Genomic DNA, 16193 nt, shown 5'->3' with positions numbered 1-16193 from the left:
AAATTTAAACAATTCGTTCAACCAGCAAACTAAAAGCTCGTTGGTGCATGGCAATACGCCGCGCATAAATAATAAAACAGTACGGCCAAACTAGAACCGTACTGTTGAGACTATTAATCACTATTCATTTGCTAAAATTGATGGCTAAAATTTATAGTTAAAATGAGTAGTTAAAATTGATAATTAATACTGATGCTTGCAGAGCGCGGTCTAGACGGACCAACAAAGTATTCATCAAATACAGTATCCGGATAAATTTCTTCTAACACTTCATCTGCTTCACCGTATGTACCAAAAGTGTCAAATTGGCGATCAAACAGATTATCGACTTTAGCTGACAAACGCAGTTGTTGAGTTATCTGGTAATTAAAATAAATATTAGTCACCGCATAAGATGGAATTTTTTTATTCTCATTCGCTTCATCGCCACGATAATATGATGAAGACGCATACAACATCTCGGTACCCATATTTAGTGCATCATTAAACTGCCAATTCGCATGAAATTTTAATTGATGTTGCGGTTGGCCTGGAATGTTGTCACCCACTTCAACTTGCCTGTTTGCACCTAAAGGGTTTACCGGGCTAAAAGAAACAAAAGACGATTCAAAAGTGGCATTTAAATAGTTATAACTCGCCCCTAAATCAACCGAGTTAATTTGGGTAGAAGCTGCCAACTCAATGCCTTGGCGTTGCGTTTTATCAAGGTTAATAAAGTACCCTTGGTTTGATTTATTACCCGCTTGTTGAAATATAATGTCCTGATAGCTCATGGTTGAAAACACGGTCGCTAAAGCAGAAAAATTATCGTTTTTAAACTCTAAAGCAGCTTCGACTGTTTTCGCCACAACTTGCTCAAGCGGCGGATCAGCAACAAACGCATTGGGTAATTTACAAGGGTCTTCTTCATCTGCACAACTAAGTTCAGCAGGGCTAGGGGCGCGTGATGATTCGCTGTAACTTAGTTTCACTGTATATTCAGGCGTTAATAGGTAATTCACTGAAATAGCAGGGTTAAAGCGGTTGAAATAGTGCTCGCCATTAAGTGAACCTGGCCCGCTTTCAATCTGATCTTGCATACTTATGTGAGTATGATTATACCGTCCAGCAAGATTAAGCGTAAGATCCTCCCCTATTGATAACGTATTTAAGAAGTAAAAATATTGCTGTTTATTACTGACCTCTAATTTAACACGCGACTCCATATCGTATAAACCAATGCCCGTGACTGAACGATCATCAGAAATTGTATCGTTATGCAGCACCGCGAACTCGGTATCACTTCTAAAGCTGATATCCGCCTTATCAATTCCTAGCCCGAAAATAAATTCGTTATCTAATGCCGCATGAGTATCGGTTGCGTCAAAATGGCTTAAGCGTACCCATTGCAACGCGACACCGTAACTTTCGTTATCAGTAAAACCGGTATTATAAGTACCATCAACGTCGTCCGCATCAATATCTCTTAGCTCACTTAACCAAGTGTCTTCATCAAAGCCAACAAAATGAACACGTTCTAACTCATCATTTTCATCTTCTTCACACAAACTATATAGTGCACCAGACTCACACTCTTCATAATCGCTGTCGTCGCCATTAATACTGTTAATTTTATTCTTACGATAATAAACATTACCTTGCCACGACATTTGCTCGTTAATAACACTGTCAGACTTAATACTAAATTGCTGAAATCTTGTATGAGTTTTATCAGGTTGGGTGTAAATGGCACTTCTGCCCGCTAATTCGGCCAATATTTCAGGCACAGCACCGTTTCCCAGCAATTGGTTATTATTAGCAGAGTAAGTAAAATCAACGGTACGATCTTCATCTGCATAACTTAATGTTGCTAAAAATTGCTTTAATTCACTTTCTGAATAATCTCGCCAACCATCTTCTTTATAACGATTAGCAATAATATAATAGCCCCAGTTACCTTTATTACCGCCTGATTGCACAGTAAATTGCTGTTGTCCAAAACTACCAAAACGTCCTTCAAGCTCATGCTTGGTATAACTAAAACCATTTTTAGTGGTAAGTGCCAGCGCCCCTCCTAAAGTATTTTGCCCAAAAGCAGGGTTTGATCCAGAAAATAACGCTACTTTATCAAGCGCTGCAAGCGGAATTAAATCCCAGTTTACCGTATCGCCAAAAGGTTCATTGAATCGCACCCCGTTAAGATAAACAGAAATCCCCTGAGGTAAACCTAATAAAGGCGAAGCGGTAAAGCCACGGTATTGCACATCAGGCTGAAAGGGATTATTTTGTATGTCATTAATATGTAGACTTGTTAGCTTATTTTTCATGTGCTCAGCTAACGAAATAGCTTGAGATTGTGCTATCGACTCGGCATTAATTGTTTGAACACTACCAAAGGTGCTTTCTTCAGCAAGGTCATTAGTGGAAAGTGGTGTTTGTCCATAAATACTAATATTCTCAACACCATTCATATCGTCCCCTAAAGTAGGGAGTGAAGCACAAATAAATAAAAAAGTTAACGTCCGTTTCATAACAACTCTCAAAATAAAATGAAGAGCTGACAATGTAACCTGATGGCTAAATTAATCAATATCACCTACAAGAACAATGAAACATAAAAATAAAATAAAACATATAAAATCAGATATTTACATAAAACAAACTCAAATATCCTCCTGCTAAAGTATGACTAATTTACTCCCCTGTGTTTATACCTTTATCACGATGAAAAATGTCCACTTATGCATTTTATTTGATTGTAGTATTACTAAATTCTAATTTCACTTATCTGAATGGTCGGCTGTACATTGGTAAAGTTAACAAAATTTTCCTTTTCCTTTTCCTTTTCCTTTTAAGCCACCCATAATAATTTGCTCTTATTTTCACCAATATACTACACTTAATTTACTCTTTTAAGTGTGGTGATTATTATGCCTAAACCTCGTTCACAACAGATTAGTTTATCTGATACTCCGTATTATCATGTTTGCAGCCGAACTGTCCGCAAGGCATTTTTATGTGGCATTGATAAAGAAACCGGGGTGAGTTATGAGCATAGGCGCAGCTGGATTGAGCAACGTATTTTTCAACTATCTCGAGTTTTTTCTATTGATATTTGCGCCCATGCTGTAATGCATAATCACTTACATTTAGTGCTTCACGTTGATAGTGCACAAGTGAAAAAATGGTCTACCCTAGATGTACTTACCCGTTGGCATAAGTTGTTTAAAGGCACCATTTTGACCAGAAAGTATCAAGCAGAGCAATCGCTAACTAAATTTGAAATGGACATGGTTGAAGAAACAGCACTAGTCTATAAACAACGCTTAATCGATATCAGTTGGTTTATGCGCGCATTAAACGAGCCAATTGCCAGGCAAGCAAATAAAGAAGATAAGTGTACAGGCCACTTTTGGGAAGGACGCTTTAAATCACAAGCTTTATTAGATGAAGGAGCATTACTCGCTTGCATGGCTTATGTAGATTTAAATCCTGTACGCGCAGGTATTGCGCCAACACCTGAAAAATCGAGTTTTACTAGTATTCAACTACGTATCAAAGCCGCATTAAATGGCGAACAACCGAAGAAATTACTACCTTTCACCGGCAATGAAAAGCAAGCACAAACTACAGGTATTTCTTTTAGCTTGAAAGATTACTTAGCCCTTGTAGATGAAACAGGTCGCGTAATAAGAGCAGACAAACACGGAGCTATCAGTGCTAATACAGCAAATATACTGTTGAGGCTGCACATTAGCGACGAAAGCTGGCTAAAACTCACAACAAACTTCGAAGGTATATTCACTGGCGCAGTTGGCACCGTAGAGCATTTATGTGAATTTACCGAGCATGTCGGCTTAAAACGAGCACATGGTATCAGCAATGCTGAAGCTTGTTTAAATAGCGCTTAAACTTAACTACATTCTTAGACAGCAATAAAAATATAGTTACCTTTAGGTAGCAACCAAAGCATGCCTGAAACTCCCTAATTTAATCAAAATCGATAAAAATCGACATACAAAAGCTTATAATATGAAATACATGCATTGTTGATTGACCCTAGGATAGCGGTGTTTCAGAGCGTTATCTTTGCGGAGTTATCATTGGGTGGCATAGTTAATCATAGCTTGTTGTGTCAGGCGTGCTGGTGGTTTATGCTAGTTAAACTCAATTTTCTAACCTATAAATAACACTCAATAGAGTAAGGAACCTTTATGAAAAAACTTATCTTTTGTAGTTTGGTCTTAATGCTGGCTGGATGTGTTGCCACCGAGAACGAAACAAAGTGGGTAAAGCAAGCCACCAGTGAAAAAAATAAACAAAAAGTAGCGTTAGATGATTGCAAGGTTTTGGCAACCACAAAAGCAGGTGAAGCTCCGATGAGTCAACCATTACTTAAATGTTCGACTAGATTCGATCCCTCTTGTTCTTTTTCCCAAAAGAAAATTAAAGAACAAAATAAGAAAGCACAAGAAGATTGGCAACAAGTCTTTGACTCAACCATTCAAAGCTGTATGAGCGACAAAGGATATGACAAAGGCTAGTGTATCGAGAACAGAATATTCGCTTAGATAAGACCTTGTAAATAAAAGGTTTTTTAAGCCAGTCATAATAACTTGCCCCCGGAGAATTATCCGTTGTTAATGTTAGTTGGATATTGGTAAAGCGAACTTTGATTTAAAACAGTAACTTTAGGCTCATAGTTAACATATAAAACTTGAACTTCACCGTCAGCTTTGAGCTTCAATTCGACATAACGATTTTTGTCGTTTTATCCGACATTACGGTCATAACGATCATTACTATTCACACTAATTATTCCAAAAAGCCGACCTAATCTTTCCTTGAATTTACCACAATAAATAGACCGCTTTGCCATGTGAGTTCAATTGTTCAACGCAACATCTTGTTTAAACCGCTCTGCTGGTGTTCAGGGATTTGAATTTTTGTACAGTCTACCGCTATAACGGACAGCCAAGGCTGCGGCTAAGGTTATAGAGAACATCGACAAATCATCAAGATAGATAATTTGCAAAGGGAGTTATTATGGGTGGCATAGTTAATCGTACAGTCTACCGCTATAACGGACAGCCAAGGCTGCGGCTAAGGTTGTAGAGAACATCGACAAATCATCAAGATAGATAATCTGCAAAGGGAGTTATTATGGGTGGCATACTTAATCCTTGTAGAGAACATCGACAAATCATCAAGATAGATAATCTGCAAAGGGAGTTATTATGGGTGGCATACTTAATCCTTCACCGTCAGCTTTGAGCTTCAATTCGACATAGCGATTTTTGTCGTTTTATCCGACATTACGGTCATAACGATCATTACTATTCACACTAATTATTCCAAAAAGCCGACCTAATCTTTCCTTGAATTTACCACAATAAATAGACCGCTTTGCCATGTGAGTTCAATTGTTCAACGCAACATCTTGTTTAAACCGCTCTGCTGGTGTTCAGGGATTTGAATTTTTGTACAGTCTACCGCTATAACGGACAGCCAAGGCTGCGGCTAAGGTTATAGAGAACATCGACAAATCATCAAGATAGATAATTTGCAAAGGGAGTTATTATGGGTGGCATAGTTAATCGTAATCAAGATAGATAATTTGCAAAGGGAGTTATTATGAGTGGCACACTTAATCGGTTGCGGATGGATCTCTTCGTAAGTTAAAAAACCAGTTAGCTAGATATAAAATATTAGTACTCGATGACTGGTGTTTAGGTGGAATTGATAACCGGTTTTGCCCTCACTTATTAGAAATTATAGATAAGAGAAGCATGAATGGTTCATTAGTATTAACGACACAATATCCTATTCCTCAATGGTTTGAATCATTTAAAGATGAAACTATTGCCGATGCAATAATAGACCGAATTGTTCATAACTCTCATGATGTATTATTAAAAGGACCATCAATGAGAAGAGCTAAGGCAAAAGCTAAATAACTGTTTAGCAGGAAATATCTGTAATTCTATCTACTACATCAATCCGAACTTATTTCTCAATAAATGTGATGTAGTAGGTATTTGTAAGCTAACTTAAGTTTAATAAAAGTGTTTACATTACCGTTATGACAATTAGCATCCATATAGTTTTGGCGAAGAGTTGATTGTAAAAAAGAAAATCAACGGATTATAATATTTGTAATTCTCGGTGCATTATCCCTGATTCTCCTTTGAGCCATTTATTATCAAGAATCTTTGAACTTAAATTAGTTAAGTTCGTATAAGGATAGTGGTTTTCTTTTTTAAATGAAATACGAACCCCCGCACTTTCAAACAAGACTAAAGCTACTACTGCAGTAAATGAGCTGACCTGCACAGGCATTTTATCTATTTCTCCAAACTGCTTAACTCCCCAGGCTGTCATTAAGTCACTGATTACTCTAGCTGTTAATTTACTATTCATATTTTTCCGACACTCTAGACGAACCGCATGAGCTAGCCATGCAGTAGCAACAGCAATTTCACGTTGGAATGAGTTGTCATCACGATAATAAAAGTTACCTATAAGGTTACGTTGTTCAATGACATTCTGAGCATCTATAAACTGATTCCTAAAAGTACCTTTTAATACTTTCCCCGTTTGAGTTTCCATACCTGCAGAAAATTGAATATCAGGGATTGGATCTGCTTTACACATATTAAAATACCTCTTATCAGAATTTTATAAATTTTATTTTAAAAGAATAGTTCTTTTTTTGATACTCAAAGAATTATATTTTCATCACTTCAGAGTTTAACTAATGCTAACTGAATATGAATTAATGATGGTGCAGCTGAATGTAATTGAGTGGTACAGTTAAATGTTATTAGATGGCACAGGTAAGAGATATTTTCCAGCATAAACCTTTTATGTTATTAAATCACTATATTAGAATTAAATAGACCCAGTTATTTATTTCTAATTTCCCAATGATCATTACTAAAGTGGTATTCCTGTAAGCTTTCTATCAGGCTGGTTAATACAGGGCCCGTTGGATGACTTCTGGAAATTAAACAACCCACAGGTGTTAGCCATCCGCTGTATTCATGTGCAACAGGTAAAGCAATAAGACTCCCTTGGTCTAGGTATTGCTTTATTAACTGCTCAGGTACGCTAGCCCACCCCGTACCTTGGAGAACCAAATCGATTAAGGTCTTGTGCGTATTGGCATACCAAACTTTTGTGCTTATTGCATAGCTAAACCACAGCTCTCTTTGCTTAATACAACGGTGTACACATTGACGATATCTTTTTAAATCATTATCTTCCACTGTATTAAGTGCAACTAATGGATGCTCAGGTGCACAGATAGTTAAAAATCTAGCTTGCCCTAGCAAGAAGAAATCCATATCTACTTTTAATTCACTATCCGCGTATATTAAACCTGCTTGTGCTTTACCTGTTCGTACTAACTCCTCAACTTCAAAAGTTGAAGTGCTTATAATTTCAATATGAGTGATAGGAAATTGCTCTGAAAGAGGAGTGAAAATGTTTAACAAATCACTACTCACTAAACTTTCATCTATGGCAATCACTAACTCATTTTCATATTTATTGCTTAAAGATTCTAATTTTTGATCGAAGTATCTTTGTTGGTGAATAATTGATTTTGCAATGGGTAACAGCGTTTTACCATTTGCTGTTAATACAGGCGTATTCTTTTCTCGATTAAATAACTCCTGGTTAATAGATATTTCAAGATTCGCGATCGCTTGGCTAACCCCTGATTGGGCACGTTTTAGTTTACGTGCAGCCGCTGAGAACGATCCCATCTCGCACACTGTGATAAATACTTTTAGTTGTTCAAAGCTGTACATTAACAAGTCTCATGGTGAATGATTTCAAGCCAACCATCACCAAGCGTGATGGTTGTTAACTTTTTATCTATTTTATTCCTGACATAATAACAACTTCTAAAGTAAGTTAATCATATTTTTTAGGTAAAAAACAATGGGAAAAATAGAGAGAGTCTTTCATTCAGTAACATTTGAAGTGTTAGCCTTAATTATGTCAATTACAGGTTTAGTAATATTCACGCAGCATGACATCAGCGCACTATCAGAAACAATGATAGTTATCGCTAGTATGGCAATGTTCTGGAATTACAGTTTTAATTATGTGTTTGATCTCTACGTTAAAGGCGAAAAAACTAAGCGGTCATTGTTGATTCGTATCGTGCATGTATTTTTATTTGAAGCGGGATTATTGTTTTTTACTATTCCAGTTATGGCTTTTATTCTAGATTTGAGTTTTTGGGATGCTTTTATAATGGATTTAGGGGTAACAATTTTCATTACTATTTATGCGTTCATTTTTAACTTGAGTTATGACCATCTACGCGTATTTATAATAAAGAGTCGTATGACTAAAAGACAAGTAGCATCAATCCTATAGTATGTAGGCATCGTTTGAGATTATCGCTTTGAAGTGTAGTGGTTTAGCTAATTTGCATCCAATTTATAGTTTTTATAGTCTCAATAATAGGCTCAAAGCTAACATTAAATAATGGAAGTTCAGCGGCAGTTTTAAGCTTGCAGAAAACATAGACTAGTCACTCTGATTATTAGTCGCCATGGTCTACTTTTGCGCCACCATGGCGGTCATTTAAACATTACATCAAAGTGACACTTATTTCGACATAGCGGTCATTCAATTTATAGATCTACTCTACTCATCTGTTCAAACTTAAGCTAAAAGAGAGTAATTTTGATTAATCAAATTGGTATAATATTTACTTACGCCCAAGTTGTGGCTTAAAACTCATTAACGCAAAAAATGATGCAATGCTGGTGGCAATTAATACCGTTAATAATGCCGAATAATTCAATTGTCCATAAAGTGCAAATCGTAATAACTCAACACAGGCCGTAAAAGGGTTAAACTGGCAAATCCAATATAGCCAAATGCTCGCTTCTTTCATTTTCCAAAGCGGATACAAGGCGCTAGATAGAAAGAACATAGGGAAAATAACAAAATTCATCACGCCAGCAAAGTTCTCTAATTGCTTAATCAAATTAGACAACATCAAGCCTAGCGCGCCTAGAAAAAACGCAATCAAGAAAATAGCGGGTATTGCACTTAAATAACCTAGCAGTGGAATATCTACATCGACTAACTGGGCAAAGAGTAAAAAAATAACCACTTGTAAAAGCGACAACAAGGCACTGGCAATTAACTTACAGCACAATAAATAGGGGCGCGGTAATGGGCTCATTAAAAGCACTTTCATACTGCCCATTTCACGGTCATAAACCATAGAAAGGGAACTTTGCATGCCATTAAATAAAATAATCATGCAACAAAGGCCAGGAGTAATATATTGCTGATAAGTAATATAAGTGCCGTAAGGTTCCATTATTGACACCCCTAAAGCCGCCCTGAAGCCTGCTGCAAATACTACCAACCACAATAAAGGCCTAACGAGCGCGCTAAGTAAACGAGAACGTTGTTGAAAAAAGCGTAAAACTTCACGTTTAACAATGCCATTAAAACAATACAGATATTGGCTGCTCATTAGACAAGCTCCGTACTAGTGGTTAATCGGCGATACAGTTGATATATATCGTCAACGTTGTGCTTCTTACATAGTTCACGGCTTAAGCCCTGTGCAGTGATTTTTCCTTCGTTGATCAGTATAAGTTGATCATTCTCTGCTATTTCATCAATTAAATGTGTAGCCCATAACACGCAAATATCTAAATCTATGCAGAGTTTCCCTACATAATCAGTGATCATTTTTCGGCTATCAATATCTAAACCTACCGTGGCTTCATCTAACAACAATACTTTGGGTTGATGAATTAACGCGCGGGCAATTTCAACTCGGCGACGATGCCCACCATTTAACGATCTGACTTTGTCATTAAGTCGCTGCGTTAATTGTAATTGCGATAATATATCGCTGATATTACTCAGGGCTTTCGATGCTGAAATGCCATGCAACGCGGCATAATAAACTAAATTTTGTTTTACAGATAAATCAAAATCTAGTGTACTTTGCTGAAAAACCACGCCCATCGAACGCATGATTTTAGGGCGATTTTCTTTAAGGTCATAACCATTAATGTGAACGTTACCAATAGACGCCTGAGAAAGGCCTGTTAACATTGAAAACAAGGTACTTTTCCCGGCCCCATTTGGCCCAAGTAACACGTTAAAACCGCTGTTAATTTTCAGGCTTAGATTATCAATTACCGTTTTTTTACCATAATGGAAGCTCAGCTGCTCAGTGACTATACTCATGGCACTTTTCGTATTACTACGCCCCACGGATATCGGCCAACTTTAATAGATTTTGTGACTTTCATCTGCTCAACATCAATTACCGACACATCACCACTTATGCCATTAGTGGTTAATAACTGGCTTTGATCATCATTAAAAGCAAGCTGCCATACGCGGCGACCGACTAATAAATATTTTTCTACTTTCATATTATTGCGATCAATAACTGCAACATGATTAGCCGGCCCTAATGCGACAAAGGCGTAACGTCCATCGCTTGATAACTCTACCCCGACAGGTTGTACGCGATCACGATGAATACCACGAATAGCAAAAGTAAACTCATGAACAATTTCTTGCGTACTCACGTCAAGCACTACCACTGCACCACCAATTTCAGAGCTTACCCATAAATATTTACCATCATCGGTAAATTTAGCCGATCTAGGTCTAGCGCCAACTAAGGTGTTGGCAAAGTTTTTATTGGTTTGTGTGTCTATCCAATGCACCATATTGGTGGTCTCAGAAGTCACCACAACAATCTTTCCATCGGGGCTTACAGCTAAGCCTTCAGGCTCAACGCCAACATCAATTTGCGCAATAACGGTTGCGGTATCAATATCGATCACCGTCAATAAGGCATCGTCTTCATTCGAGGTATAAATAATTTTACCATTAGGATGTAAGGCTATGGTTTCAGGGTCTTCGCCAGAAGGTAGCTCACCAACAATTTGTTCGGTATTAAGATCTAAAATTTGAATTCTGTCTGACTCACTGGCACAAATATAAGCAAGTGAATGTTGTTTGTTGAAAATAATGCCACGTGGCCGCTCACCCACCGCTATGGTTTTAATGACTTTATTTTCGTTTAAATCAATCACAGAAATATTATCGTCTTTTTCATTTGTGACATAAGCAAACTCAGCAGCAAAGCCAGAAGTCATATTAAGAGCAGCAGCTAAGCATAATAATCTAACAAGTTTTGTATATTTCATAAGTATGATGAGCCTTATTTACAATGTGATTCTTGAACGTCGAAGCCAAGCGTATCAAGTTCGGTTATCGGGTGTAGCATACCCGGCTGTGGTGATTGCGACACCAAAGCATGAGGATGCACCAAAGCTAACGGCATTCTTAATTGTCGGTTCCAAGACCTAAAACCGAGTTTACGCCCCTTATATGCCGCTAATTCAAATTTTTCTGAGTTTATAAAGTCTTGGAGTTTACTACTGTCGTTTGAATGAAGTTTATGCACCGATTGAGCAACACTACGCACCGCTATATAAGCTGCAAAGTCCATTTCATTCATCGCTCTATCAGCTAAGTCATTAAAACGGTTTTGCAATTGCGTTGCGCCCCACTGTTCAATAACACCGTGCCATGCTAAAGCTTCCAAGCCAGCTGAGCCAATAACAGGACGCGGTAAATAAGTATTAAACGGTAAAAATTCGGCAAAGGTTTTACTTTTATCAGCCACATACACCACATCGTAATCTTGCACGGTTTGGGTAAATAACGGAATTTCTTGTTGGGTACTTCGCCTAAGGTCGGTATTAAAATCCCACTGTTTTTCGTCAATAAGCTTTAAGCCAAACCGTTTCGCGGAACGTTTAAATGATGTGGCTAAAGCTATATCTTCTGGTTTACTGCCATGAACTAATAATACTTTGTTCATCCGACGATATAATAACCACTGCGCTAGTGCGTCAGATTTCATCGCGTTACTAGGAATTGTATGAAATACCTGTGCTAAACACTGAGTTGTACGAAGTTCATCAGCCGACTCGCTGACATTAAATAACAGCACGGGCTTGTTTTTCGCCCAAAAATCAACTTTAACTAAGTCTGATAATGGCGCATCGAGAATAAAAATCCGTCGCCCTTGCTGATATTCGCTATCTAAATAAGTTAAAAATTCCTGGCTTTTCGGCGTTGTAAAATAGTGTAGATTAAAGTGTTGTTGTAAAAATTTACCCGTGGTATTTGAATCATCAATAGCAAGTTTAGCGCCCATATAACCGCTATTTTTCGGGGTATTAAAAATATTAAGTACGTTGGTTGGTCGTTGCTGATCTAAATTTAAGTAGCTGATATCAATTGTTATTGATTGAGAAGTTGCCGTTAAAGAAGCTATCGACATAATGGACATAATGCCAGCCAATAGATATTTTTTAATCCTTACCTTTTTGGCCCTAAATATAGCCAGCCTAGCCTTAGTCAGGAAAAACATGATCACAATAAATAGGGGCACAATAAACATAGCAAACTCGAACATAAGTAAAGACCTAAGACTAAACAATCAACTTGATATACCAGGTCTTAGCATATAGAAGAAACACCTAAAGTTAAAAGTCTAATATATCGCCCACGAAAAAACATAAGTCATTGTTATTTATTTAGATAGTAATGATTAACTAGCTTTTTAGACAATAAAGTCATACTAAAGGATGATGCCTAACGCGCTAAAGTATAATTCTTGAACCCTGCTGACATCCTTATGATGAGTTATCAAAATTAAACTCCACGAATAATTTACATAGAAACCGAGGTACTCAGCAATGCTAAAGCTTAATTCAGGTCGCAACTATTTAATTGCATTAATATTAATTTGCTCATTCGGCATAGCGGCTCATGGTCCAGTAACGCCGCAATCTATCGACACCTCAACACTGCCGACTTTAGGTGAAGAATGGAGTGAAACGAACCCTTACCGTGAATCAGAAGGTGATACACGTAAAGAGATTTTACGCGTTGGTGCTTCAGCTTATAACCAAAATTGTGCTCGCTGCCATGGTTTAGAAGGTATATCAGGTGGTATTGCGCCTGATTTGCGTGAATTAGCCAACGATTATGACGGTGATGAGTGGTATGTCTACCGAGTGCAAAACGGTGCTGTTCGTAACGGTGCGGTTTATATGCCGAAAATGACAGAACACTTAAACCAAGAAGCACTTTGGTCTATCCGTACTTGGTTAGAGTCAGTCAGTGAAAAAGAATAACTTTAGCGTTCTCATTTTTTGGCTAAGTTGTTGTGGCATATTTGCCACAACAACTTTTGCACGCTCGTATGACGACATAATAGAAAGCAATGAAATTACTGTTGCAGTCTATAGTGACTTTACCCCCTTCTCATTCCAAGTAAATGGCGAGGCTAAGGGTATTGATGTCGAAGTAGCAAAATATATTGCCAAAAAATTGGGTGTTGAACTTCGCTTGCGCTGGGTTACCGCAGATGAAAACGTAGAAGACGATTTACGCAATAACCTCTGGAAAGGACATTTCCTAAAACGCACAGTTGCTGACCTAATGCTGCGCGTTCCCTACGATAAAAAATATTCTCAATTACGAGATGACATTGGTGAGTTGGTGCATGCGCAAGTGCATATGTTTGCCCCCTACCATACTGAGTCATGGAAAATAGTTTTCAATAATACAAAAATTGAAGAGGTATCTACCATGGCAGTTTTCCAATATCACGATATTGGCGTAGAAGTAGACTCTATTCCACAATTTTACCTCATCTCTGCTTTTAATGGCCGTATGAGTAAAAAAACCAAACAGTTTAATTCACTCGCATTAGCTATTGCAGCAATGAATGAACAAAAGGTTGATGCGGTGATGGGGCTTAGAAGTCAAGTCAGTTATTACCAGCAGCAGCTAGCCAGCCCTAAATACCAATTAGCCGCTAATGCTTTTCCAAATATAGGCAAGCAACAATGGGATATAGGCATGGCAGTAAAAAGTGATTATCGACAATTAGGTTACGCCATCGCTGACATCGTTGAGGCCATGATAAAACAAGGCGTAATGAAAAATATATTTGAAGATTATCATGCCATTTATCAGCTTCCTGAGTTCTATTCTGCAACAAAGTAAGCTGATTAATAATCATCCCTTTAATCATACTAAGTGATGAAAAAAATTCTACGGCTGAGTGATAGTCAGTAAAATTTCCAGGCTTTAATATGGCTATAGCCTGTAAAAATGCTTTGATTCAAATAGCCAAATAGTTTCAATCTAGTGCCGTTTAACAGGAAGGAAAGTAGACAAAAATATCGTTACGTATATTTAAACCCCAAGAGGAAATAACAATGATAACAGCAGGTAAAAATAAAATATTGTCATTATCCATTGCCATGTCTTTAACGTTAACTGGCCTAGCAAACGCTGGTGTAACCGAAAAAGATATTGCCAATGACCAAATGACAACTAATGACGTAGTGACCTACGGACTTGGCCTAAAAGGTCAGCGTTACAGTCCACTTGATAAAATAAATACCGAAACAGTTAAGCAAATGCATCCGGTTTGGTCATTCTCATTAGGTGGCGAAAAACAACGTGGTCAAGAATCTCAACCTATGATTAAAGATGGCGTCATGTATATCACCGGATCATACTCTCGCGTGTATGCTATCGATGTAAATACAGGTGACGAGCTTTGGCAATATGACGCAAGATTACCTGATGGAATAATGCCTTGTTGTGATGTTATTAACCGTGGTGTTGCGCTTTTCGATGACTTAGTTATTTTTGGTACGCTAGATGCAAAACTCGTCGCGCTGCACAAAGACACAGGTAAAGTAGTCTGGAAGAAGAAAGTAGAAGATTATAAAGCGGGTTACTCAATTACTGCGGCTCCTATTATTGTTAAAGGCAAAGTTATCACAGGTGTTGCCGGTGGTGAGTTTGGTGTAGTGGGTAAAGTAAGAGCTTACGATGCCATCAATGGTAAATTAGTTTGGGAACGTCCAACCGTTGAAGGCCATATGGGCTACATCTGGAAAAATGGCAAAAAAATGGACAATGGTATTTCTGGTGGCAAACCAGGACAAACATGGCCAGCTGAACTTTGGAAATCTGGGGGCGCAGCTCCTTGGTTAGGCGGTACTTATGACGCCGACACCGATTTACTATTTTTCGGTACTGGTAACCCAGCACCATGGAATTCACATTTACGTCCAGGCGATAACCTTTTCTCATCATCGCGTTTAGCTATCAATCCTGATACCGGTAAAATTGTTTGGCACTTCCAAACCACACCACATGATGGTTGGGATTTTGATGGTGTAAACGAGCTCATTTCTTTCGACTATAAAGAAAACGGTAAAACGATTAAAGCGGCAGCTACAGCTGACAGAAACGGCTTCTTCTACGTACTTAATCGTGAAAATGGTGACTTTATTCGTGGTTTCCCATTTGTAGATAAAATTACTTGGGCTTCAGGACTTACTGATAAGGGTCGCCCGATCTATGTTGATAGCAACAGACCTAGCGATCCGAGTAAATCTAAAGACGGTAATAAAGGTAGCACTGTAGTTTCAGCGCCAGCCTTCTTGGGTGCTAAAAACTGGATGCCAATGGCTTACAGCCAAGATACTGAATTATTCTATGTGCCTTCAAACGAATGGGAAATGGATATTTGGAATGAACCAACCGCTTATAAAAAAGGCGCGGCATACTTAGGTGCTGGCTTTACCATTAAAGCGATTAATGAAAAATATATTGGTGTATTAAAAGCAATCGATCCTAAAACGGGTAAAGTTATTTGGCGTTACAACAACTATGCGCCATTGTGGGGTGGTGTATTGGCCACTGGTGGTAACTTAGTATTTACAGGTACACCTGAAGGTTACTTGCTAGGGCTTGACGCTAAAACAGGTGAAGTTAAATATAAATTTAATACCGGTTCTGGCATCGTTGGGTCACCTGTTACTTGGGAAATGGATGGCGAGCAATACCTATCAGTATTATCTGGCTGGGGCGGCGCTGTTCCTTTATGGGGTGGTGACGTTGCTGAACGTATTAAACACTTCAACCAAGGTGGCAGTGTTTGGACATTTAAACTACCTAAATAGTTAGCACTTGGTTGCTTATAAAAAGCTTTTGAATTTATTCAAAAGCTTTTTTTTTACATTTTTTATTTTAAATAATTCGTTTACAGCCCAAGTGAAATCTATCAACTCATTCCAAAGTATGATGTTTTTAAAGCCTAT

At 37.9% G+C, this 16193-nt stretch carries 13 protein-coding genes and 1 pseudogene; 7 read left to right on the top strand and 7 right to left on the bottom strand.

Annotated features, from left to right (window positions below; all coding sequences use genetic code 11):
• Window positions 1–170 precede the first annotated feature (170 nt).
• Complete coding sequence (locus tag B5D82_RS05360; protein ID WP_081149786.1) at window positions 171–2510, bottom strand: TonB-dependent receptor; 2340 nt, start codon at window positions 2508–2510, stop codon at window positions 171–173.
• Window positions 2511–2909: 399 nt separating this feature from the next.
• Here B5D82_RS05360 and B5D82_RS05355 point away from each other — a divergent pair, with 399 nt between their 5' ends.
• From B5D82_RS05355 to B5D82_RS19855, 3 genes and pseudogenes are all read left to right on the top strand, one after another.
• Window positions 2910–3890 (top strand): transposase, encoded by a 981-nt coding sequence (locus B5D82_RS05355; protein WP_081149785.1) that lies wholly within the window; start codon window positions 2910–2912, stop codon window positions 3888–3890.
• A gap of 303 nt (window positions 3891–4193) precedes the next feature.
• Window positions 4194–4523, top strand: coding sequence for a hypothetical protein (locus B5D82_RS05350; RefSeq protein WP_081149783.1), 330 nt, complete (start codon window positions 4194–4196; stop codon window positions 4521–4523).
• A 1125-nt stretch (window positions 4524–5648) separates the two neighbouring features.
• A pseudogene (locus B5D82_RS19855) lies at window positions 5649–5936 on the top strand (ATP-binding protein); the annotation flags it as partial.
• A gap of 187 nt (window positions 5937–6123) precedes the next feature.
• Here B5D82_RS19855 and B5D82_RS05340 read toward each other — a convergent pair.
• Both B5D82_RS05340 and B5D82_RS05335 read right to left on the bottom strand, forming a co-directional pair.
• On the bottom strand, window positions 6124–6633 hold the full coding sequence (locus tag B5D82_RS05340) for a hypothetical protein (protein WP_081149780.1): 510 nt from the start codon (window positions 6631–6633) through the stop codon (window positions 6124–6126).
• A gap of 251 nt (window positions 6634–6884) precedes the next feature.
• A complete protein-coding gene (locus B5D82_RS05335; protein WP_081149779.1) occupies window positions 6885–7793 on the bottom strand; it encodes a LysR family transcriptional regulator in 909 nt (302 codons plus the stop codon).
• A gap of 133 nt (window positions 7794–7926) precedes the next feature.
• Here B5D82_RS05335 and B5D82_RS05330 point away from each other — a divergent pair, with 133 nt between their 5' ends.
• The gene (locus B5D82_RS05330; protein ID WP_081149777.1) at window positions 7927–8370 is read left to right on the top strand and encodes a PACE efflux transporter; all 444 of its coding nucleotides are present in this window, start codon (window positions 7927–7929) and stop codon (window positions 8368–8370) included.
• A gap of 337 nt (window positions 8371–8707) precedes the next feature.
• Here B5D82_RS05330 and B5D82_RS05325 read toward each other — a convergent pair whose 3' ends face one another.
• The 4 genes from B5D82_RS05325 to B5D82_RS05310 form a co-directional block, all read right to left on the bottom strand.
• Window positions 8708–9490, bottom strand: coding sequence for an ABC transporter permease (locus B5D82_RS05325; RefSeq protein WP_081149775.1), 783 nt, complete (start codon window positions 9488–9490; stop codon window positions 8708–8710).
• The gene (locus B5D82_RS05320) at window positions 9490–10218 is read right to left on the bottom strand and encodes an ABC transporter ATP-binding protein (protein WP_081149774.1); all 729 of its coding nucleotides are present in this window, start codon (window positions 10216–10218) and stop codon (window positions 9490–9492) included. The genes B5D82_RS05325 and B5D82_RS05320 overlap by 1 nt, the downstream gene beginning before the upstream one ends.
• On the bottom strand, window positions 10215–11144 hold the full coding sequence (locus B5D82_RS05315) for a YVTN family beta-propeller repeat protein (RefSeq protein WP_245807613.1): 930 nt from the start codon (window positions 11142–11144) through the stop codon (window positions 10215–10217). The genes B5D82_RS05320 and B5D82_RS05315 overlap by 4 nt, the downstream gene beginning before the upstream one ends.
• A 65-nt stretch (window positions 11145–11209) precedes the next feature.
• A complete protein-coding gene (locus tag B5D82_RS05310; RefSeq protein ID WP_245807561.1) occupies window positions 11210–12340 on the bottom strand; it encodes an ABC transporter substrate-binding protein in 1131 nt (376 codons plus the stop codon).
• Between the two features lie 418 nt (window positions 12341–12758).
• Here B5D82_RS05310 and pedF point away from each other — a divergent pair, with 418 nt between their 5' ends.
• The 3 genes from pedF to B5D82_RS05295 all read left to right on the top strand — a co-directional run bounded on the left by pedF (window position 12759) and on the right by B5D82_RS05295 (window position 16055).
• Window positions 12759–13199 carry a cytochrome c-550 PedF gene (pedF, locus tag B5D82_RS05305; protein WP_081149771.1) on the top strand — a complete coding sequence of 147 codons (441 nt, stop codon included), beginning with the start codon at window positions 12759–12761 and terminating at the stop codon, window positions 13197–13199.
• On the top strand, window positions 13186–14076 hold the full coding sequence (locus B5D82_RS05300; RefSeq protein WP_081149769.1) for a substrate-binding periplasmic protein: 891 nt from the start codon (window positions 13186–13188) through the stop codon (window positions 14074–14076). The genes pedF and B5D82_RS05300 overlap by 14 nt, the downstream gene beginning before the upstream one ends.
• Window positions 14077–14291: 215 nt before the next feature.
• Window positions 14292–16055, top strand: a complete 1764-nt coding sequence (locus B5D82_RS05295; RefSeq protein ID WP_081149768.1) for a PQQ-dependent methanol/ethanol family dehydrogenase — start codon at window positions 14292–14294, stop codon at window positions 16053–16055.
• Window positions 16056–16193 lie beyond the last annotated feature (138 nt).

This window comes from Cognaticolwellia beringensis (genome assembly GCF_002076895.1).
GTDB classification, from domain to species: domain Bacteria; phylum Pseudomonadota; class Gammaproteobacteria; order Enterobacterales; family Alteromonadaceae; genus Cognaticolwellia; species Cognaticolwellia beringensis.
This window is presented reverse-complemented; position numbering and strand designations above follow the sequence as displayed.

Bases quoted from the DNA above. Each gene is read 5' to 3' on its own strand.
- B5D82_RS05330 (WP_081149777.1), top strand. From the start codon at position 7,927: ATGGGAAAAATAGAGAGAGTCTTTCATTCAGTAACATTTGAAGTGTTA.
- B5D82_RS05340 (WP_081149780.1), bottom strand. From the start codon at position 6,633: ATGTGTAAAGCAGATCCAATCCCTGATATTCAATTTTCTGCAGGTATG.
- B5D82_RS05355 (WP_081149785.1), top strand. From the start codon at position 2,910: ATGCCTAAACCTCGTTCACAACAGATTAGTTTATCTGATACTCCGTAT.
- B5D82_RS05335 (WP_081149779.1), bottom strand. From the start codon at position 7,793: ATGTACAGCTTTGAACAACTAAAAGTATTTATCACAGTGTGCGAGATG.
- B5D82_RS05310 (WP_245807561.1), bottom strand. From the start codon at position 12,340: ATGTCGATAGCTTCTTTAACGGCAACTTCTCAATCAATAACAATTGAT.
- B5D82_RS05350 (WP_081149783.1), top strand. From the start codon at position 4,194: ATGAAAAAACTTATCTTTTGTAGTTTGGTCTTAATGCTGGCTGGATGT.
- B5D82_RS05360 (WP_081149786.1), bottom strand. From the start codon at position 2,510: ATGAAACGGACGTTAACTTTTTTATTTATTTGTGCTTCACTCCCTACT.
- B5D82_RS05325 (WP_081149775.1), bottom strand. From the start codon at position 9,490: ATGAGCAGCCAATATCTGTATTGTTTTAATGGCATTGTTAAACGTGAA.
- pedF (WP_081149771.1), top strand. From the start codon at position 12,759: ATGCTAAAGCTTAATTCAGGTCGCAACTATTTAATTGCATTAATATTA.
- B5D82_RS05295 (WP_081149768.1), top strand. From the start codon at position 14,292: ATGATAACAGCAGGTAAAAATAAAATATTGTCATTATCCATTGCCATG.
- B5D82_RS05320 (WP_081149774.1), bottom strand. From the start codon at position 10,218: ATGAGTATAGTCACTGAGCAGCTGAGCTTCCATTATGGTAAAAAAACG.
- B5D82_RS05315 (WP_245807613.1), bottom strand. From the start codon at position 11,144: ATGACTTCTGGCTTTGCTGCTGAGTTTGCTTATGTCACAAATGAAAAA.